The organism is Microcoleus sp. AT3-D2 (assembly GCF_036705715.1).
Lineage (GTDB): Bacteria > Cyanobacteriota > Cyanobacteriia > Cyanobacteriales > Microcoleaceae > Microcoleus.
Genome location: NZ_JAUBVE010000004.1, coordinates 36278 through 58058 on the forward strand (window position 1 = coordinate 36278; position 21781 = coordinate 58058).

The following is a 21781-nucleotide window of genomic DNA, read 5'->3' on the forward strand; positions in this document are numbered from 1 at the left end:
GTATAATTAAACTACTGTCATGCAAAGTCCCTATCCTTCGCAAGGCTCAGGACTGCGAAGCATCCCAGCCGTCTCACAGCTCCTTGGCAAGGCTCAGGATGATTTAAGTGCATGACAGTGCGTAAGTTGTAATAAAGTTATATTGGGGGTTAACCTAGATGGATTGGCAAGAATTCCTTACAGGCGAATCTGGGAGATATGAATTATCTATGGAACAAACAGAAACATTATTAGCACTCTTCTCTCGTGAAAGAGTACCCCTAAATCAGACAGAGCTTTCATTAACATTAAGCATATCAGAACCTACTGTAAAACAACGGATGGGAGAGATTTACAGGAAGTTTTCAGCCAGTTTTCCAGAACTTGATAACCACCAAGGTGCAGGTAAGTCGAGGATTCTGCATACTAAATTAAAACAGAAGTATTATCAACCATCACAACCAGTAGTTGCCCCCTACCCTGAAGAATTTATATCGTTAATAGAAGAAAAAATTCGCAGGTTTTGCGGCCGCCAATTTGTTTTTGATACTTTTCAGAAATTTATCACCGAAAATCCTCACGGTTATTTTACAATCGTCGGGGATGCGGGAATGGGGAAAAGTTCGATCGTTGCCAAATACGTCTGGGAACATAAATCTCCCTGCTATTTCAATATTCTCGTCGAACGTCGCAACAGACCAGAATTGTTTTTGAAGAGCATTCGCCGTCAATTAATTGACCGCTATCAATTGCCAAAATCAGAAGACGCCGATTTACCAACTTTACTGGCACAGGTGGCGGCAAAACTCACGGTGGGCGATCGTTTGGTAATTGCGATAGATGCACTGGATGAAGTTGAACAAGAACCGGGAGAAAATCTTTTACATTTGCCGACAACTCTGCCCGATAACGTATATTTTCTGCTGACGCGGCGACCCTTTAACCTCGGTCAAAGGCGGCTGGCTGTATCTCCGGGAGTTCCGGTAAAAGAGTTGGATTTAAGAGACAGCGACTATGCTCATTTCAATCAGAAGGATATCAAAAATTATATTGACTATGTGATAAATACCGATTCTGAATATAAAAATAAACTGAGAAAATGGCTTCAAACCCGCAGCATTACCGATACAAGTTTTGTCGAGCAAGTGGCAAACAAAAGCGAAAACAATTTTATGTATTTGCGGTATGTTTTGCCAGCAATTGCTAAGGGCTATTACAAAGACTTGGATTTAAAGCAATTACCAGACGGGCTGCAAGAGTATTATCAAAGCCATTGGGTGCGAATGGGGATGGAAGCTAAGCCAGGGCAATTGATGGAGATTGTCTTGTATATTTTACTAGAGATTGCCACGCCGATTCCCTGCGAGATGATTGCTGGAATTGCCGAGAAGGATGAATGCAATGTGGGAAAGGTTCTAGACGAGTGGGTTGAGTATTTAAAAAAGCAGAATGTAGAAGGAGAAATCTGCTACACCATCTATCATGCTAGTTTCCTTGACTTTCTGAAAGCCAAACGGGAGATGGATTCAAAGCGGAAGATTTTTAAAGAAGTCAATCAACGGATTGCTGAGTATTTAGAACAGGGGATGGATTGAGATGGGAGACTTTGCTGACAAGTTAGCGGCAAAACCACTTTTCTATCAACGTGCTTATCTGGGAAGCTTACTGCCAAATTATGTCAAGTCAGGGAATTTAGAAAAGTTTTATCAAAGACTGACAGATTTTAACTTTCTGATGGCAAAGATTCAGCATCCTGACTTTGGGGTACAGGCACTTATTGATGATTTCAATTTGGTTGACGCTTCTGAAGCAGTAACTAACCCAGAATACAACCCAGAAAAAGTTAAAGCCCTGAACTTGATTCAAGCGGCACTGTGGATGTCAGCCGATATTTTGGATCGAGATCGGACAAAACTGGCGGAACAATTGTTAGGGCGCTTACTGTACTTTGAAATGCCTCAGATTCAGGCAATGCTGGAGGTAGCAAAGCAGTGGAAAGCAGCACCTTGGTTGCGTCCTTTGACACCTTGTTTAACTCCCCCTCGCAGGGGACTACTACGCACCCTCGAAGGTCATAGCAACTCGGTAAATGCAGTCGCTGTCACTGCTGATGGCAAGCGGGCGATTTCTGGTTCAGTTGACAACACACTCAAAGTCTGGAATTTAACAACGGGAAAGGAACTGTTTACTCTCAAAGGTCACAGCAAATCAGTAAATGCAGTCGCCGTCACCCCCGATGGCAAGCGGGCGATTTCTGGTTCATCGGACAACACCCTCAAAGTCTGGGATTTAATAACTGGAAAGGAACAGTTTACTCTCAATGGTCACAGCGACTGGGTAAATGCAGTGGCCGTCACTGCTGATGGCAAGCGGGCGATTTCTGGTTCATTTGACAAAACCCTCAAAGTCTGGGATTTAACAACTCGAAAGGAAGAATTTACTCTCAAAGGTCATAGCGACTCAGTATATGCAGTAGCCGTCACTGCTGATGGCAAGCGGGCGATTTCTGGTTCAGATGACAACACACTCAAAGTCTGGGATTTAACAACTCGAAAGGAACTGTTTACTCTCAAAGGTCACAGCAACTCAGTATATGCAGTCGCCGTCACTACTGATGGCAAGCGGGCAATTTCTGGTTCATCGGACAACACCCTCAAAGTATGGGATTTAACCACTGGAAAGGAACAGTTTACTCTCAAAGTTCACAGTAACTCAGTAAATAAAGTTCACAGCAACTCATTACATAAGGAATTGTTTACTCTCAAAGTTCACAGTAACTCAGTCAATGCAGTAGCCATCACTGCTGATGGCAAGCGGGCAATTTCTGGTTCATCGGACAACACCCTCACAGTCTGGGATTTAACCACTGGAAAGGAAGAATTTACTCTCAAAGGTCACAGAAACTCAGTAAATGCAGTAGCCGTCACTGCTGATGGCAAGCGGGCAATTTCTGGTTCGTGGGACAACACCCTCAAAGTCTGGGATTTAACCACTGGAAAGGAAGAATTTACTCTCAAAGGTCACAGCGACTCAGTATATGCAGTAGCCGTCGCTGCTGATGGCAAGCGGGCGATTTCTGGTTCGTGGGATCAAACCCTCAAAGTCTGGAATTTAACAAGTCGAAAGGAAGAATTTACTCTCAAAGGTGACAGCAACTCAGTATATGTAGTCGCCGTCACTGCTGATGGCAAGCGGGCAATTTCTGGTTCGTGGGATCAAACCCTCAAAGTCTGGGATTTAACAACTCAAAAGGAACAGTTTACTCTCAAAGGTCACAGCAAATCGGTAAATACAGTCGCTATCACTGCTGATGGCAAGCGGGCGATTTCTGGTTCAGATGACAACACACTCAAAGTCTGGAATTTAACAACTCGAAAGGAACTGTTTACTCTCAAAGGTCACAGCAAATCGGTAAATGCAGTCGCCGTAACTGCTGATAGCAAGCGGGCGCTTTCTGGTTCATCGGACAACACCCTCAAAGTCTGGGATTTAATAACTGGAAAGGAACAGTTTACTCTCAAAGGTCACAGGTACTCAGTATATGCAGTCGCCGTTACTGCTGATGGCAAGCGGGCGATTTCTAGTTCATCTGACAACACCCTCAAAGTCTGGGATTTAACAACTCGAAAGAAACAGTTTACTCTCACAGGTCACACCAGCTCGGTAAATGCAGTAGCCGTCACGGAGGATGGCAAGCGGGCAATTTCTGGTTCATTTGACAAAACCCTCAAAGTCTGGGATTTGTCGAGTCGAAATGTCATTGCCAGTTTCACCGGTGAAAGTGCGATCGCCTGTTGCGCTATTGCACCCGATGGAGTCACAATTGTGGCAGGCGACAAATCCGGCAGAGTATATTTCCTGCGGCTAGAAGGGATTACTGAGTATTTAGAAAAGGGGATAGCGTGAGATGGGAGAATTTACTGACAAGTTAGCTGCCAAACCACTTTCCTATCAACGCGCTTATCTGGGCAGCTTACTGCCAAATCATGTCAAGTCAGGGAATTTAGAAAAGTATTATCAAAAACTGACAGATTTTAACTTTCTGATGGCAAAGATTCAGCATCCTGAGTTGGGAGTGCAGGCACTTATTGATGATTTTAATTTAGTAGACGATTCAGAAGTAGTAACTCACCCACATTACAACCCAGAAGCAGCGAAAGCCCTGAACTTGATTCAAGCGGTACTGTGGATGTCAGCCGATATTTTGGATGGAGATAAGACGCAACTGGCAGGGCAATTGTTAGGGCGCTTACGGTACTTTGAAATACCTCTGATTCAGACAATGCTGGAGGTAGCAAAGCAGTGGAAAGCAGCACCTTGGTTGCGTCCTTTGACACCCTGTTTAACTCCCCCTCGCAGGGGATTGCTACGAACCCTCAAAGGTCACAGCCATTGGGTAAATGCAGTCGCTATCACGAAGGATGGTAAACGAGCGATTTCTGGTTCTTGGGACACCACCGTCAGAATCTGGAATTTAACAACTGGAGAGGAAGAGTTTACTCTCAAAGGTCACAGCAACTCGGTAAATGCAGTCACTGTCACAGAGGATGGCAAATGGGCACTTTCTAGTTCATCGGACAACACGTTGAAAGTCTGGGATTTGTCGAGTGGAAAGGAACTGTTTAGCATTGAAGGTCACAGCAACTCGGTAAATGCAGTAGCTGTCACGGAGGATGGTAAGCGGGCGCTTTCTGGTTCATCTGATCACACGGTAAAAGTCTGGGATTTAACAACTGGAGAGGAACTGTTTACTCTCACAGGTCACAGCAACTCTGTAAATGCAGTATCTGTCACGGAGGATGGCAAGCGGGCGCTTTCTGGTTCAGATGACAACACCGTAAAAGTTTGGAATTTAACAACTGGAAAGGAAGAGTTTACTCTCAAAGGTCATAGCAAAGCAGTAAATGCGATAGCCGTCACTGCTGATGGCAAACTGGCAATTTCTGGTTCAACAGACAAGACTCTCAAAGTTTGGGATTTAATAGCTCGAAAGGAAGAGTTTACTCTCGAAGGTCACAGCGACTGGGTAAATGCAGTAGCCGTCACTGCTGATGGTAAGCGGGCGATTTCTGGTTCAATAGACAAAACCATCAAAGTTTGGGATTTAATAACTCGAAAGGAAGAGTTTACTCTCAAAGGTCACAGTCACTTGGTAAATGCAGTAGCCGTCACTGCTGATGGCAAGCGAACAATTTCTGGTTCGTGGGACAAGACCGTAAAAGTGTGGGATTTAACAACTAAAGAGGAAGAATTTACTCTCACTGGTCATAGCGACTGGATAAATCCAGTTGGAAAGGAACAATTTATTCTCACGGGTTACAGCGACTCGCCTAATGCAGTTGCCGTTACGCCCGACGGCAAACGGGCAATTTCTGGTTCGAGAGATAATACCACCAAAGTCTGGGATTTAATAACTCGAAAGGAAGAGTTTACTCTCACGGGTCACAGCCAATGGGTAAATGCAGTCGCCGTCACTGCTGATGGAAAAAGGGCGATTTCTGGCTCGTGGGACAAGACCATTAAAGTATGGAATTTAACAACTGGAAAAGAAGAGTTGATCCTCACTGGTCACAGCGACTGGATAAATTCAGTTGCCGTCACTGCTTATGGTAAATGGGCGATTTCTGGTTCAAGAGATAATACTCTCAAAGTCTGGGATTTAACAACTGGAAAGGAAGAGTTTACTCTCAAAGGTCACAGCCAGTGGGTAAATGCAGTAGCCGTCACTGCTGATGGCAAACGGGCGATTTCTGGTTCAGATGACAACACCGTCAAAGTCTGGGATTTAATCACTGGAAAGGAAGAGTTTACTCTCAAAGGTCACAGCTACTCAGTATATGCAGTAGCTGTCATTGCTGATGGGAAGCGGGCGATTTCTGGTTCAGATGACAACACCATCAAAGTCTGGAATTTAATCACTGGAAAGGAAGAGTTTACTCTCAAAGGTCACAGCTACGCAGTAAATGCAGTAGCTGTCACTGCTGATGGGAAGCGGGCAATTTCTTGTTCACATGACAACACTATTAAAATTTGGGATTTAACAACTCGAAAGGAAGAGTTTACTCTCACTGGTCACAGCGATTTGGTAAAATCAGTAGCCGTGACTGCTGATGGCAAACGGGCGATTTCTGGTTCCTGGGAAAAAAACCTCAAAGTCTGGGATTTAGCCACTGGAAATGTCATTGCCAGTTTCACGGGTGAAAGTGCGATTATCTGTTGCGCTATTGCCCCTGATGGAGTAACAATCGTCGCAGGTGGCACATCCGGTCGCTTATATTTCCTGCGGCTAGAAGGGGTGGAGGCACTAACATGAATTCCTCACCTCTCTCAACTCCCATCTCTACCGCCGCTTACCCAATAGAATTTCAGCAACTCCTGCGAGAAAAAACCGAGAATTTTGCAGGTCGCAAGTTTGTTTTTTCTGCGATATCCGACTTTCTAGACTCCCACAGCCGCGGTTATTTCACAATTGTCGGCACTCCCGGCTGCGGCAAAAGTTCCATCCTCGCCCAATATGTCACCGCCCATCCTCGCAGTATCTATTACAACGCTGGAGTTGAAGGCAAAAATCGAGCTGAAGATTTTCTCGCTTCTGTCTGCACTCAACTGATTGACAAATACCTTGCCACCAATGGGGAAACATCGGAAATTGTCAAGCTAAGATCTCAACTTCAAAATCTCGAATCAGATGATGGGAGTTGGTTTCTGTCTTTGTTGCTTCAGCAAATTAGCGATAAATTAAACGATCGCCAAAAGTTGATAATAGTCATTGATTCTGTAGACGCGATCGCCCGCACGAGTCAGCCTCCCAGCACAAATCTGTTTTATCTGCCGAGATATTTGGGCGATCGTACTTATTTTATCCTCGCCCGCCGCCCGTTTTTGAGAGAGAAATCCGGTTTATTAATTGAAACCCCCTCTCAAACTCTCGATTTAAGAGATTATCCCCCCCAAAATCGGGAAGATGTCCTTAACTACATTCAGCAATACCTATCAACCGCACCGGATTTAACTCAACCCGAATTCTGCCAACAACTCGCCACAGTCAGCGAAAACAATTTCATGTATCTGAGTCAGACGTTAAGGGCGATCGGCGAGAATTCACATCCCGATGCTAATCTGGGAGAGTCCTCACTTCCCTCTGAACTTCCTCCCGGTTTAGCAGCGTATTATCAAAACCACTGGCTGCGGATTAGAGGTGAGGGCTTATCGGCAGTTGACTTGTCTGTCCTCAATGTTTTGGTACAATCCACAACAGGTTTGTCTGTAAGTGCGATATCCAATATAATTGATCGGGATGAATACGATGTTGAAAAAGTGTTAGACAATTGGATCGAGTTCTTAAATAAACAAGAAATTGGAGGAGAAGTTTGCTATAGTTTGTATCATGATAGTTTCCGCGAATGGCTAGGCAAACAATCTATTTTAGAATGACGCTCGTACCTAGATTTTCGCTGTGCCAGCCTATAGTCTTCCTTGTCCAGTCTTCCCGATCCCCCCTAACCCCCCTTAATAAGGGGGGGACAAGAGTAGTCAAAGTCCCAAGCGGAAAAAGAGGAGGACTGGAACACTCAAAGTCCCCCTTCTTAAGGGGGATTTAGGGGGATCTAGACTCGACTATAAACGATAGATACAAAGGTTTTTAGGCTTAAGTTAACACCAATGAAAACTGCCGCATCCTCACCCTAAACCCAATTTTCAAGCAACAATACAACAATGAAACGAGCAGTATTTCTCGATCGCGACGGCGTTCTCAATATCGAAGTCGGTTACATCCACAAAGTAGAAGATTTGCATTTAATCCCCGGAATAGCTGAAGCTGTACGCCGTTTAAATGACAAAGAAATATTTTGCTGTTTGGTTTCCAATCAATCGGGCCCAGCGAGGGATTATAATCCGATCAGCCACGTAGAAGCTTTGCACAAACGCCTGTGTCAGCTATTAGAAAATGAAGCAGGAGCGAGGTTAGATGCTCTTTATTACTGTCCTTATTTAAGCGCAGCCGAAGGCGGAACAAACCCCGAATTTACGCGGTATTCGACTTGGCGAAAACCAAATACGGGGATGTTGGTAGCGGCGGCTTGGGAATACGATTTGGATTTGCCGAATAGTTTTATGGTGGGGGATAAAGCGACTGATGTTGATATGGCTCACAATGCCGGCTGTACTGGCATTTTGGTGCAGACTGGTTACGGGAAAAGCGTGTTGAGCGGTGAGTATCAGCATCATACTAAACCGGATTTTATTACAGCAAATTTAGCGACGGCTGTGGAGTGGATTTTGCAACACTTTGATTAGTGTTTGTAGTGGCATTTAAGTTGTTTGTCGTTGAGTCTTACAGGAAAGTGCTACGTAAGGAAGGGCGACTGTGAAGGTTGTACCCACGCCCATTTTGCTTTCGCAGGCGATCGCCCCTCCTTGCAATTCCACAGCTTTTTTAACAATGGTTAACCCCAAACCATTACCTTTAATCTTTGCACTATTCTTGCAGCGGTAAAACATTTCAAATATTTTCCCTACTTCAGTTTCTGGGATACCGATGCCTTCGTCTCGGATACGCATAATTAGTAAGGGAGAGTTAATATTTGTAAATTGGGAATTGCCAAACAAACACTGAGGGGATAAGCAGAAAATAGCTTCTTTTTCTCCCTCGCCTGGTTGACGGTATTCCAATTCCAAGGTGACTTGCCCGCCGTTTGGGGAATACTTGATGGCGTTGACGATTAAGTTAGAAATAATGCCGTGCAGTAATTGTTGATCTAATATTGCACTGGTAACATCTGAAGGGATTAATGTTAGTTTGTGCTTGGCTTCATTTCCTAACTGCAATTGAGCGAGCAAGTCTTGACAAAACTCGACTAAATTTATCGGTAATGGATTGCATTTGAGTTGGCCTGATTCTGCCCTGCCCATGAACAGCATATCGTCGATTAGCTGGTTCATCTTTTGGGTAGCTGAGTGCACCAGCCGCAGGGTTCTAACTTGGGATTCGTCACTGCTGCGAGTTCGATCTAGATCGAGAAGTTCCGCAGAAATTAAAATTGCGTTGAGCGGGTTCCGCAATTCGTGAGCGGCCATTGAAATATACTGGTTTTGGCGGTGCGATTTTTCTTCCACCGACTCTCTGACTGCTTCCGCAGCTTTGAGAGATTCTCGCATCTTGGTTTCGATTTCGTGTCTGTGCAGGGCAATCTCGATCGCCACCCGCAAATCATTTTGTTGAAATGGTTTGATAATATAACCGAATGGATCTGTAAGTTTCGCTCTTTGCAGCGTTTTATCGTCGGCATAAGCTGTTAAAAATACTGTCGGCACATTCCTATTAGTTCTGATTTTCTCGGCTGCTGTTACCCCGTCCATGTCACCTTTAAGCACGATATCCATCAACACTAAGTCGGGCGGGTTTTCTATCGCTTTTTGAATAGCTTCTTCTCCTGAAGAAACTGTAGCTGTTACTGCATATCCCAGTTTTTTTAATCGGCCTGCTATGTCTTGGGCTACAATAACTTCGTCTTCTACAACCAAAATTTGTATAGGGTTCATTTTTCGTTAAATACGCTGCCGATAATTTAACTCTTGGAAAATTAGAGTGTAGCAGGTTCCTCGCTGACTGTCAATGGCAATACTTGCTTCTAATTGGTAAGCCAACATTCTTACTAATCGCAATCCTAATGTTTCAGTATTTTCCACGTCAAAATCCGCCGGAAATCCACGACCGTTATCTTGAATAGTTAAATGAAATTGGTGGCAATTTATTTCATAAAAATTAATAGTTATTTCTCCACACAAACTTGAAACAAAGGCATATTTTAAAGAGTTAGAAACCAGTTCGTTAATAATTAAACCGCACGGAATTGCTGTTTCTATGTTTAAAAAAATGGGAGCGATTTTGAGATTAAATTGGATTGAAGTATTGCCGCAACCAAAAGATTGATACAAATTAGCAACCAAGTTTTCGACATAGGGGGACAGGGCGATCTGATCGAGATTTTCGGATTGATAAAGTTGCTCGTGAATCAGAGCCATCGAATGGATGCGAGTCTGGCTTTCTTCAAATAAAGTTAGCGTTGCTTCGTCTTCAATGTATTGAGCTTGAAGTTGCAACAGGCTGGAAATTACCTGCATATTATTTTTGACTCGGTGGTGAATTTCTTTGAGCAATACTTCTTTTTCGCGGAGTGCTGCTTGAATGCGGGCTTCGGTAAATTTGCGATCGCTGATATCTTCGGCAATACCCGCGATGCGGTAAATGTTGCCCGATTCGTCGTAAATGGGAAAAGCTCGATCGCACACCCAGCGAATTGTGCCGTCTGGCAGAAAAATCCGATATTCGGTATTGGTGGACTCGCCTTGCAACACTTGCCCCATTGCCTCTTCCAACAGGCATTTATCTTCTGGATGCACCCACTCCATCATTTTTAAGGGTTCGGCATACAATTCTTCGCGACTGCGCCCCCAGATTTGTTCGTAAGCTGGACTCAGATACAATAAATCGGTGAATTCCGCAGACATTAGCCAGACGGAATCTTGGATATTTTCTGCTAACTGGCGGAAGCGTTCTTCACTTTCGCGGATGGTTTTTTCTGCCTGTTTGCGTGCGGTAATATCTACTGCAATGCCCACGATGCGGTAAACTTTACCAGATTGATTTATAATCGGAAAAGCCCGATCGCGAATCCAGCGGATTTTGCCGTCCGGCCTGACAATTCGATATTCTATTTCGTCTTCCAACTCAATTTTTCTAGTTAAATTAGCAATAACGCGCTCGCGATCTTCTGGATGGAGGGAATCTGCAAAAAAGCGCCCGTAAGCATACAAATCAGCGCAGCTTCTGCCCCAAATCTTTTCGTAAGCCGGACTGATATAAATAATTTCTTGGGGTTGAACGTTTACCATCCAAAATACGCTTTCAATGTTTTCTGCTAGCTGTCGGAACCTTTCTTCGCTTTCTTTCAACGCTGCTTCTGTTTTTTGGCGATCGCTAATATCTTCTGTCACTACTACATTGTAAATTGCCCCGCTCAGCGGTTCTTTGATTAGCGATACTGTAATATTTACCCAAACTAGACTGCCGTCTTTGTGCAGCAAGCGTTTTTCCATTTTAAAACTGTCAATTTCCCCGGCAAATAATTGCTTGTTTTGTTTTAAATCTGCATCTATATCTTCTGGGTAAGTAACGTCCATCCAAGTTCGCGATAGCAGTTCGCTCGCAGTATATCCCACTATCTCGCAGAATTTTTGATTGACTCGCAAATAGCGGCCTGTTTGGTCAGGGTGGGTAATACCTACTGCTGCTTGTTCGACGGTCGCCCGAAAGCGTTCTTCGCTATCTCTGAGGGTTGCTTCTGCTTTTTTGCGATCGCTAATATCGCGCTGCACGCCAAAATACCCGACGATTCTGCCGTGGGAATCATAAATGCAAATATAGTCGCCTTCCACCCAAACTGGAACCCCGTCAAACTTGCGATTCTCATTTTCGATATGAATCCGACCTTCATCAAAAAATTGCTTGATTATCTCTCTGCAGCCAGTAAAGTTGTGGGAGAATAAAGAGTCAAGCGTGCGGCCAATAAACTGTTCCCTAATACCTCCGTATTGAGCTATCAAAGCATCATTTGCCTTCGTTACCCGCCCGTTAGCAAATATGTAATCCAAGACTTTTTCTTTATCAACTGTATCGTCCCAGTGCACTGGTTCGTCCAGCATCATAAAGAAAAAGCCATCTAAAGATTGAGAGAAAAACAATTCTAGCTGTTCCTGGCTTTCCCGCAGAGCTTTTTCGGCGCGCCACCGAGAGAGAATTTCTTCCTGCAATTGATTGTTGACTATTTTTAAGTCTTCAGTGCGCTTTTGGTATTTAATTTCTAGCTGATTTTTGATGTCTTCCAGCGCTATTTCTGCCTGTTTTTTTTCGGTAATATCTTGAGTAACGACCATTCCTGCAAAAATTTCTTCCCGGTCGTTTTTGACTGGAGCAATTGTTGTTGAATAAATGCGCTCGCCGTATTTATATTCAAAAGTATTCTCTTTTCCTGCCAAAGCAGCGCGATATGTAGTCTCAAAAAGGGGCAAATCTTCAGGTGGGGATACTTCCCACAATGTTTTGCCTTCCAACAGTTCTTTGGACAAACCAGCTACTGCCAAACCTTGGCCGTCAACCAGAGTATAGCGCAAATCGCGATCGAACAAAAAGACCGAACCATTCGGATAATGTTTGATGAGAGTTCGGTACATTTCCTGGCTTTTTTCCAGAGATGCGATTAACCGAATGCGATCGTCCTCGGTGATATCAAATTCAGTTACGGAACCCGAAAAGCTAGCATTCTCGACTGCTTTGAGTTGTGCTTCTAATTTCTGGCACAATTCTCTCTGCTGCTGCAAATCCTCTTCAAGTTGCCGAATTTTTTCTTTTTGCTCTGCTACTAATGCTTCGCAGGTTTCCAGAGGTCGATCGATCTTGGTAGGATCAATACACATAATTGCTCTAGGTTTAGCAGTAAAGGCTTGAGCTTTTTCAAGCCAATACTAACAAAGCTCAAGCCTGCACTGCCAACTTACAGCAGATTCAATTTATATGCGGTACACACAATCAAGTTGTAAGTAAGGTGCGTCGCCACCCGTCCAGGAGCAAATTCCATTGAACCATAGAACAGATCCGCACGCTACATAAATCGTTTCCGGTTGCATCGGTATTGTTCAAACAGTCAACAGTCAACAGTCAACAGTCAACAGTCAACACTCAACAGTCAACACTCAACAGTCAACACTCAACAGTCAACACTCAACAATTATTTAGGAACTCCCGCCGTCAAGACTTCATGACTTTCCAACGTCACCAAAACATCATCTTCAATTCTCACGCCAATACCCCGCCATTTTTCAGGAACCTCCGGCTGTCCTTCAACGGGTTTAATATAAGGAGAAATATAAATCCCTGGTTCCACCGTCAGCACTTGTCCTGCCTGCAAAACTTGCGAATTTTCGCCGTACTGATAAACGCCGACATCGTGCACATCCAGCCCCAGCCAATGACCAGTACGGTGCATATAAAATGGCTTGTATTTCTCTTCTTTAATTATCTCTTCAATGTCCCCCACCAAAAGTTTTAAATCCATTAAACCTTCCACCAAAGCGCGCACTGCCGTTTCATGAATTTTGCTGTAAGGATTTCCCGGATATACTTGACTAATTGCCTGCAATTGTGCTTGCAAAACTAAGTCATAAATTATCTGTTGTTCAGTTGTAAATTTGCCGCTAACAGGAAAGGTGCGAGTAATATCAGCGTTGTAGTAGTCGCAAGCACAACCGGCATCTATTAGCAGCAAATCGTTTTCCTGCATTTGGCGGTTGTTTTCGATGTAGTGGAGGACGCAGGAATTGTAACCGGATGCAACAATTGAAGGGTAAGCCGGAGTGCAGCCATTTAAGCCAAAAGTATGTTCTATTTCAGCTTGAATTTCATATTCGTATCTGCCCGGTTTAGCGAATTCTTGGGCGCGGTTGTGCGCTGCAACTGAGATATTAGCAGCTTTTCGCATTAATGCTAATTCTGTTTCGCTTTTCACCAGCCGCATCGGGTGTAAAATGATGTTGGAATCTTCGATTGCTGTGGGGCCTGTGCCGCGTTTCGGATAGGTTGCCATCAAGCGCTGCCAGTGATTGAGGACTGTTTGGTCGAAACTACGATCGCGCCCGAAGTGATAGTATATGCGATCGGCATTTTCTAAATATTTCGGCAATTTTTCGGCAAGTTCGGCGATGGGGAAAGCTTCATCCGCGCCGTACAATTCCTTAGCGCCTTCTACTCCGGCGCGATAACCGTGCCAAGTTTCTTTTTCCAAGTCTTTTGGCTGCACAAACAACACAAATTTGTGTTCTTCATGGTGTGGCGCGAGCACTGCTACCGCCGCAGCTTCATTGAAACCGGTTAAGTAGAAAAAATCGCTATCTTGTCGGTAAGCATATTCTACATCGTTGTGCATGACGGCTGCGGGCGCGCTGCGAAATATCGCCGTCCCGCTGCCAATTTTTGCCATTAATTGTTCGCGTCTTTGCCGATATTCGGTGGGGTTGGTCATTCGATTTTAGATTTTAGATTTTAGATTTTAGATTGAGTGTAATATTAACACTCATCCGATTTTAGATTTTAGATTTTAGATTGAGTGTAATATTAACACTCATCCGATTTTAGATTTTAGATTGAATGTAATATTAACACTCGGCGGTTGAAACGGCTGATTTTACGAGTACACAGACTTGCACGCGCAAGGGGCAAGGGTTGAAGATATAGGTGCTCGGTTTTTTTCTGGGTCTACTTATTTATTCTCTTGTTCTGCGATCGCCAATTTACAAGTATAGTCAACCAGCCGAGACAAAGATGAGTGGCCATCGACTAAAGTCCATTTCGGAGAGAAATTCGACCAATTTTCGCCATCTTGGCTAACTCTGACAGTTCTCAACTGTCGTTGCTGGCAGTCAACTTCCATTTGCGCCAACAATTTATCGTTACTAAACTGTTGAGTTACTAAAATAGTTCTGACTGGATAAGAGGGAGCACCGGGAATATCGGATTTGCTTAATTCAACGCTGCTGGAGTCGATGCAAATATCTACAAAACATCTTGATTTTTCGGCGCGGGCGCTCAAAGTATTGACACCAACAAAAATAAAAGCTGCTATTAAAAAAAATGACGAATTCTTAGTATGTAGGGCAAATGTAGTATTCATCTGCGTTAATTGGTGTTTAGATGCGGTTTAATATTATTGACAGTTTAATAAAAAAGTAGGGACGTGGCAATAGTTTTGCGTCCCTACTTTTTAAAGACACGGGATTCCCGTGCCCTTAATTTTTAAACAAGTCTTAAAGCTGAGGAACGTATTGTTCTTTTTCAGGAACAAAAGTGTATTCAGAGACGATTAGGCGCAACTCTTCGCCGTCGATGGTTTCTTTTTCAATCAACAAATCGACTAAGCGATCGATCACCGTGCGATTTTCGCGAATAATTCGGCGGGCGTCGTCGTAACAGTGATCGACAATTGCTCGAACTTGTCCGTCAATCCGAGAGGCTATTTCTTCGGAATATTCCGATCGCGCTGTGTAGTCGCGGCCGAGGAAAATTTCGCTTTGCTGGGCTTCCAGGGCGATCGGGCCCAAGGTAGACATCCCGTAGCGAGTCACCATTTGCCGCGCCATGCCGCTTACTTGCTGCAAGTCGTTGCCGGCACCGGTGGTTACTTCGGCATCGCCGAAAACTACTTCTTCGGCTGCGCGGCCACCCAAAGCACCGCTAATCCGGGCTAAAATTTGCGATCTTGAAATCAAACCTTGGTCTTCGCTGGGCATGAACCAAGTCAAGCCGCGGGCCTGTCCACGAGGAACTAAGGTAACTTTTTGAACTGGATCGTGGGCTTGAATGATTGTACCGACGATCGCGTGGCCGATTTCGTGGTAAGCAATCAAACGCTTGCTCTTGCTGTCCACCAAAGGAGTGCCTTCCATACCTGCTACCACGCGATCGACTGCATCGTCAATTTCGAGCATCGTAATCGCTTCTTTGCGGCGGCGGGCGGTTAAAATAGCAGCCTCGTTGAGCAAGTTAGCCAAATCAGCGCCGGTAAAACCAGGAGTGCGGCGGGCGATGGCGTCCAGAGAAATCTCTGTAGACAGCTTCTTGTTGCGCGCGTGAACTTCCAAAATTTCCAAGCGGCCTTTGATATCCGGCGTATCTACGCTAACTTGGCGGTCAAAACGTCCCGGACGCAGCAGCGCTGAGTCGAGCACGTCGGGGCGGTTCGTAGCAGCAATGATGATAATGCCAGTATTGCCCTCAAAACCGTCCATTTCGGTCAGCAACTGGTTCAGGGTTTGTTCCCGTTCGTCGTTACCGCCGCCGATACCGGCACCACGCTGGCGGCCCACTGCATCGATTTCATCGATAAAGATGATGCAAGGAGCATTTTCTTTAGCTTTCTTGAACAAGTCCCGAACGCGGGAAGCGCCGACACCGACGAACATTTCCACAAATTCCGAACCGGAGATGCTGAAGAAAGGCACGCCTGCTTCGCCTGCGATCGCTTTTGCCAGCAGGGTTTTACCGGTTCCGGGAGGGCCCACTAGCAGCACGCCTTTGGGAATCTTCGCCCCGACTGCGGTGAAGCGTTCGGGTTTTTTGAGGAATGTCACCACTTCTTGAAGTTCTTCTTTGGCTTCCTCAACGCCTGCTACGTCGTCGAACAGTACGCCTGTTTTAGCTTCCATTTGAAAGCGAGCTTTGGATTTGCCAAAATTCATGGCTTGGCCCGGGCCGCCGGGAACGTTGCCACCGCGGCGGAAGAGGAAAAACAGGCCTCCTACTAACAAGAGGGGAAATACTAGATTGCCTAAAAGTCCCCAGACAGCGCCGTCGTTGCGTAGTGGGTGAGTGTCGAAGCTGATTTTGGAGTCTCTGAGCCTAGAAACCAGTTCCGGGGCATTTGAGGGCAAGTCTACCCGCCACCGCTGCTCGTGATTGTCCAGTTCGGGATCGACTGCTAGGACAATAGCCGTCCGACCTCCGTCGTAAAGGTCAACGCTGGTCACTCGACCGGCGTTTAAGTAATCTAAGAATCGACCGTAGCTCAGACGGGTGCTGGCGGTGTTCTTGCTCATTTCTGCGGGGGATGGGGCAAAGGCCCCCTGCCACAAGAAAAAGCCGATGACTAAGGCGGGTAAAGTCCAAAGTAGTATAGTTCGCCAAGAAATTTTCATAAATGCGGATGCCTTGAATTGGGGACAGATCGGGTAAGATCGCGGTGTCGGAGAAGTGCGACAAAAGTTTACACTCAGAATCTTAACTAAATTTAACTTAACAATGCACTCTCAGGCAACAGAGCTTCGAGGACGATGGCTCCAGAAAAAGTTAGGTTAGTTACGGTAAGGGCGATCGTCCCGAATATAATGTTTGGTGCTGATTTCGATACCGATCTCGGTAGAGTTAGAAGAATCGCCGCAAAACCAACTGTCTTTAAGCGTGGCAGTGTCAAGGGATAAGGCATGATAATGGTGAGGCTCAGTGAGGTAACACATTTCAATGACAACTAGACAGCTTGTTCCTAATTCGGCTATGCTGACGCAGCAGACTAAGATCGCTTCTCACAAATCGATTATTAGTGCTGATTTGGGTCGGACGGCAACTAAAGCCTGCGTGAGTCGCAACCCGAGCAGCGTGGTTTTCATCCCTGCCAACGTGGCTGCTATGCCCGTTGAAAAGGTTCGTGGCGGCAGCTTTGAGTCGAAAGCAACAGACCCTCTGTTGGATATGTGGCTGGAGTACCAGGGCAAGGGCTACGCGATCGGCCAATTGGCTGCAGATTTTGGCGCTAATCTCGGTGGCGCTGACCAGTCGAAAGTAGTAGATGCTTTGGTTAAGGTCTTTTCCTGTGCTGGATATTTCCAGATGAAGGGCGAAATAGCAGTTGTGCTGGGTTTGCCGTTTTATTCGCAGGATCAGTTTGAGAAGGAAAAGGAAGAGATTATCAGCCAACTGCGCTCTCCCCACGTTGTGGTGTACCGGGGCGAGCGTGTGGATATTAATATCAGTCACGTTTGGGTGATGCCGGAAGGGTTCGGCAGCCTGATTTGGTGCGAGGCTCAAGATAACAAGGAGTTTACGCCGGAGTTGCCCGAACTGTCGGTGGCGGTTGTTGATATTGGACACCAAACTACCGATTTGTTAATGGTCGATCGTTTCCGGTTCGCCCGGGCAGCTTCTAAGAGCGATTCCTTCGCAATGAACAAGTTCTACGAACAAGTTGCCTCAAAGATTCCGGGAGCAGACCCTCAATCTCTGTCTTTACTGGAAGCGGTGAATAAACCGGAAGGCCAGCGTTTCTACCGTCCGAGAGGAGCGACTAAGCCGACTAATTTAGATCCGATTATTAAGGATTTGCGAGAGGCTTTCGCTAACGAACTGTCCGAACGTTTGGTGCAGTGGCTGCCGGAACGGGTGACGGATGTGGTTCTGACTGGCGGTGGCGGCGAGTTTTTCTGGGAGGTTTTGCAACCTTTGCTTAAAGACGCCAATCTTAAGGCTCACTTGGCTCAGCCTTCCCGGAAAGCTAATGCTTTGGGACAGTTTATTTATGCTGAGGCTCAGCTAGCCACGATTAAGTAACGCATTAAGGCTTGAACCCTATGGCACTGTGGGCAAAAAATAAGGCGAATTTCTCGGTGGCGTTTACAGAAGATGCTGCGGATCAAACTTTGCTGGCCGCTATTGAAAAAGAGTTGGCTTTTACGAAGTATCAGACTTTCAGCAATCTCTGCAAGCAAGCTTTGTGGCAGTTTTTGTCTGTATCTGAGTCTGCTAGCTCTACACAGAGCTTTCAGCGGTTGGAACAGCGTATTGCTGAACTTGTGGTCAAATTTGCTGAGTTTGAGCACAATGTTTCGGCAGAGGAATTAAGCCGTTTGGAGGGACTGGAACATCACCTGAATCAACTCAGCGCCCAGTTGGATCAGTTGCAGGGAAGTGTTAACAGTAAGTTTGCTCAAGTTTCTTTTGCCCAAGTTTCAAAAGTAGTAGAGCCTGGCCCAATTGAGTCTGAGTCTGTGGCGGATGATAATGTAGTGTCTGATGCTGAAGTTGCTCCTCCTCGGAATTCCGATCCTTTGTTGGAGCGTTTAAGTTCTTTGTTACCCCAAGATTTCTAAAATGAGGTAGACCAAGGCTAAAAAGCCTTGAGATGTGATGTTAGTGGCCCGCTGTTGGCAGCCGGTACTGAATACATAAACAAAGCGATCGCTCTTTTGAAAAAAAAGGGCGATCGCTTTGTTATTTGTTATTTGTCAGTTGACTGTTGACTGTTGACTGTTGACTGTTGACTGTTTTTTGTGGTTACAAATTATATCAAATCCGTTACCATCGGAATAGTAAATTCGAGTTCACTGTTGACTGTTGACAGTGAACAGTGAACAGTGAACAGTCAACATCATTCCGGTGTAACCGGAAATGATATTACCATTATTCGATTAATCCTAATTTTTGTAATCGCGAACGAATGGCACTAGGCTGTCGCTGAAATCTCTGAGCTAATTCGTCAATTTGTTGCCCGCTAGCATATTCTTTCTTCAAATTTTCGTCTTCATCCTGACTCCACTTGACATAAGCTCTGGGATATTTCTGGCGAATTTTCTCATTCTGGGTTTTAGGTCGATAACCATTCTTTTGATCGGCATTCAAACCAGAACTCAACTGTGGGTTAATTGCCCCACCGCGACTAGCTAGCGCCTCTTGCACGCGGTTGGGAATTACAGCAATTTCTTCTGAAAGCTCAGCCAAAGCATTGTCTACTTTTTGCTGAAGTTCTGTTAGCTGCCGCTGCTGCAAACTGCCCCACTGTGGCAGTTCGTTGATAAACTGCTGCAAGTCCAGAATTATTGTTGTCAAAGTTTCGACTTGTTGCAACTCCGGTCGCTGTTTGAATTGGCGGCTGGTGAGTTCGATCTCGCTTTGAATCATTTTAATAGTTTTTTCTAAAATTATTAGTCGCTGGCGCAGGTTCTCAATTGCTGAAATTAGAGAGTGTACGTTTTCTCCAGGCGCAACATTGAGATTTTCGCGAGATGTTTGAGCAACAGCTTCGTCTAAAGCATTTACAGCGAGTTGCAATTCCTCGATCGCGCGATCGGTAGTAGCTGCTTGTTGATTTACCCGATCGAACGTGGCCGCCGTACTTGTTTTAACTTGCCTGTGCAGCTTCTGCCGGTTCACAAAATTCAACACCAACGAAATCACTACAGGCACTTGAGCATAAACGCTCTGTTCCCAAACCAAACTAGCAGCCAAACCCACAGCAGAGGCAGCAAGAAAAACCAATTCAGCAGTTTCTAACAAATTGCTGGACGTGGGATTTTGGATTTTCGTTGGTGAATTGGATGATGACATAAGTTAATTGGGAATTGGGAATTGGGCATAGGGCATAGGGCATAGGGCATAGGGCATAGGGCATAGGGCATAGGGCATAGGGCATAGGGAGGCTGTAGATCGCCGAATTGAAAATTACTATAGTTTTTTTTATATAACAATATACTTAAATATATTAAATTTGCAAAATTACTCGAGCTAAAGTGAAATAAATCAACACCCCGAGGACATCAACTGCGGTGGTAATAAAAGGAGCAGACATTAAAGCGGGGTCTAAACCCAAAGAACGAAATAGAAACGGCAGAGCTGAACCGGCAATAGAAGCTAAAATTGCGATCGCAAACAAACTCACTCCCACCGCGAGTGCCACTTCTAAACTCCCTTGCAGAGTGTAAGCCCAGCCCGTCGCTACAGTCCCCAATATAGCTCCTAGCAGCGCTCCCGCCATCCCCTCCCGAATAATTACTTGAAACGGGCCCATTGCTGTAATTTCGTCAGTGTTCAAACCGCGAATTACAACAGTTGAGGACTGAGCTCCGACATTGCCTCCAGTGCCAGTCAGCAGGGGAATAAAGGCTGCTAGGGCAACTACTTGGTTCAAAATATCTTCTTGAGCTCGAATAATTGCGCCGGTGACAGTATTAGTTAAAAGCAGAACAAACAGCCACACCACCCTTTTCCGGGCAACAGTGATTAAATCGGTCTGAAAATAATTGTCGCCACCGGACTGGACGCCACCCAAGGTATAAATATCTTTGGCTGCTTCTTGTTCTAAGATGTCGATCGCATCGTCAACTGTAATGATGCCGACCAGACGCTGTTCGCGGTCTACAACGGGCACAGCTAAAAAATCGTAACGCTGGATCAGCCTAGCTACTTCTTCTTGATCCGTTCCTGTTTGAACAGAAACTACGTCGCGGGTCATAATTTCGCCGACAGTTTTGTCGAGGGGCGAAGTGACTAAATCCCGCAGGGATAAAATACCCGTCAAGCTGCGTCCGGCGTCGGTGACGTAAAGAGAATAAATTGTTTCGGTAGTTTTAGCCAAAGAGCGAATTCTGTCTAAAGCTTGGGCGACGGTAAAGCTTTCTTTGAGAGAAATATATTCCGGGGTCATGATCCGACCGGCGGTACTGGCTTCGTAACCCAAAAGTTGAGCCGTAGCTTCGCGTTCCGTTGGGCTCAATTCACCTAAGAGGCGGCGGACTAATATTGCCGGCAGTTCGTCAAAGAGTTTAGCTCGATCGTCCGGGGACATTTTGTCTACAATGTCAATGACTTCTTGGCGTTTGAATTTTTCGCAGAGGGACTGCTGAACGCTGGAGTCGAGATATTCGTAAACTGCGATCGCTTCGTCTTTGGAAAGCAAGCGGAAAGCTATTACTTGCATGGTTTCTGGCAGGCCTTCGATAGCTTCAGCTATGTCTGCTTCCTGCACCGGGTGCAAAATCGCTTTTGCTCCTTTAAAGTCTCCTTCTTCCAACAGGGCCCTTAACTGCGATCGAACTAATTCCCGCAGTTCCTTTCGCGCGTAGGTGGGTAGAGAAGACGATTGATAACTTTTTTCTGTCACTGATGACCCTCCTAAACCTGTGCTGCGCGCCTTCCTGAATCCAGTTTAGAGCCTATTGACGCCACTGGTTGCAGTGGTCATCACACTTGCCCTGACAATATCCGCAGCTTATATGAAATCCGGCTTAAATACCCCTTTGTTTCTTAGTCGCTCTCAACGAGGACGAAAGTTTGACTCTTGAGCGATTTCAATCGTCAAGTCGCAGCAAGGGGTTTTTAACGCGGATTTAGTATTACCCCTATCCATCGGGTGCGCGCTAAGCACCTTAGCCGATTGGGGATTAAATACATTTATCTTGCTCGGCGACACTCATTGGTAGGAAAGGA

General features: G+C 45.4%; 14 protein-coding genes. 7 read left to right on the forward strand and 7 right to left on the reverse strand.

The annotated features are described in order from the left end of the window. The first annotated feature begins 158 nt into the window (after positions 1 to 158). The 5 genes from QUB44_RS02975 (at position 159) to QUB44_RS02995 (ending at position 8277) form a co-directional block, all read left to right on the forward strand. Positions 159 to 1574: a transcriptional regulator gene (locus QUB44_RS02975; protein ID WP_333362919.1), complete on the forward strand. Its 1416-nt coding sequence runs from the start codon at positions 159 to 161 to the stop codon at positions 1572 to 1574. 1 nt (position 1575) lies between these two features. Further along, entirely contained in the window at positions 1576 to 3885 is a 2310-nt protein-coding gene (locus QUB44_RS02980; protein ID WP_333362923.1) for a WD40 repeat domain-containing protein, read from the forward strand. Position 3886: 1 nt separating this feature from the next. Further along, entirely contained in the window at positions 3887 to 6292 is a 2406-nt protein-coding gene (locus QUB44_RS02985; protein WP_333362926.1) for a WD40 repeat domain-containing protein, read from the forward strand. Beyond that, the gene (locus tag QUB44_RS02990; RefSeq protein WP_333362930.1) at positions 6289 to 7413 is read left to right on the forward strand and encodes an ATP-binding protein; all 1125 of its coding nucleotides are present in this window, start codon (positions 6289 to 6291) and stop codon (positions 7411 to 7413) included. The genes QUB44_RS02985 and QUB44_RS02990 overlap by 4 nt, the downstream gene beginning before the upstream one ends. A 282-nt stretch (positions 7414 to 7695) precedes the next feature. Further along, a complete protein-coding gene (locus QUB44_RS02995; RefSeq protein ID WP_333362933.1) occupies positions 7696 to 8277 on the forward strand; it encodes an HAD family hydrolase in 582 nt (193 codons plus the stop codon). A 15-nt stretch (positions 8278 to 8292) separates the two neighbouring features. On the opposite strand, the gene QUB44_RS03000 is transcribed toward QUB44_RS02995, so the two are convergent. The 5 genes from QUB44_RS03000 to ftsH2 all read right to left on the reverse strand — a co-directional run bounded on the left by QUB44_RS03000 (position 8293) and on the right by ftsH2 (position 16725). Next, positions 8293 to 9522: an ATP-binding protein gene (locus tag QUB44_RS03000; protein WP_333362936.1), complete on the reverse strand. Its 1230-nt coding sequence runs from the start codon at positions 9520 to 9522 to the stop codon at positions 8293 to 8295. 6 nt (positions 9523 to 9528) lie between these two features. Continuing rightward, on the reverse strand, positions 9529 to 12456 hold the full coding sequence (locus QUB44_RS03005; RefSeq protein ID WP_333362940.1) for a PAS domain S-box protein: 2928 nt from the start codon (positions 12454 to 12456) through the stop codon (positions 9529 to 9531). Positions 12457 to 12767: 311 nt separating this feature from the next. Beyond that, entirely contained in the window at positions 12768 to 14057 is a 1290-nt protein-coding gene (locus tag QUB44_RS03010) for an aminopeptidase P N-terminal domain-containing protein (RefSeq protein WP_333362943.1), read from the reverse strand. Positions 14058 to 14294: 237 nt separating this feature from the next. Continuing rightward, positions 14295 to 14705 carry a hypothetical protein gene (locus QUB44_RS03015; protein ID WP_333162137.1) on the reverse strand — a complete coding sequence of 137 codons (411 nt, stop codon included), beginning with the start codon at positions 14703 to 14705 and terminating at the stop codon, positions 14295 to 14297. Positions 14706 to 14838: 133 nt separating this feature from the next. Beyond that, entirely contained in the window at positions 14839 to 16725 is a 1887-nt protein-coding gene (gene ftsH2 / locus QUB44_RS03020) for an ATP-dependent zinc metalloprotease FtsH2 (protein ID WP_333162135.1), read from the reverse strand. A gap of 322 nt (positions 16726 to 17047) precedes the next feature. Here ftsH2 and QUB44_RS03025 point away from each other — a divergent pair, with 322 nt between their 5' ends. Both QUB44_RS03025 and QUB44_RS03030 read left to right on the forward strand, forming a co-directional pair. Next, positions 17048 to 18130: a ParM/StbA family protein gene (locus tag QUB44_RS03025; protein ID WP_172185049.1), complete on the forward strand. Its 1083-nt coding sequence runs from the start codon at positions 17048 to 17050 to the stop codon at positions 18128 to 18130. A gap of 20 nt (positions 18131 to 18150) precedes the next feature. After that, positions 18151 to 18669, forward strand: a complete 519-nt coding sequence (locus QUB44_RS03030; protein WP_333162133.1) for a hypothetical protein — start codon at positions 18151 to 18153, stop codon at positions 18667 to 18669. A gap of 310 nt (positions 18670 to 18979) precedes the next feature. Here QUB44_RS03030 and QUB44_RS03035 read toward each other — a convergent pair whose 3' ends face one another. Continuing rightward, on the reverse strand, positions 18980 to 19903 hold the full coding sequence (locus tag QUB44_RS03035; protein ID WP_333362947.1) for a hypothetical protein: 924 nt from the start codon (positions 19901 to 19903) through the stop codon (positions 18980 to 18982). A gap of 154 nt (positions 19904 to 20057) precedes the next feature. After that, a complete protein-coding gene (gene mgtE, locus QUB44_RS03040; RefSeq protein WP_333162129.1) occupies positions 20058 to 21455 on the reverse strand; it encodes a magnesium transporter in 1398 nt (465 codons plus the stop codon). Positions 21456 to 21781 lie beyond the last annotated feature (326 nt).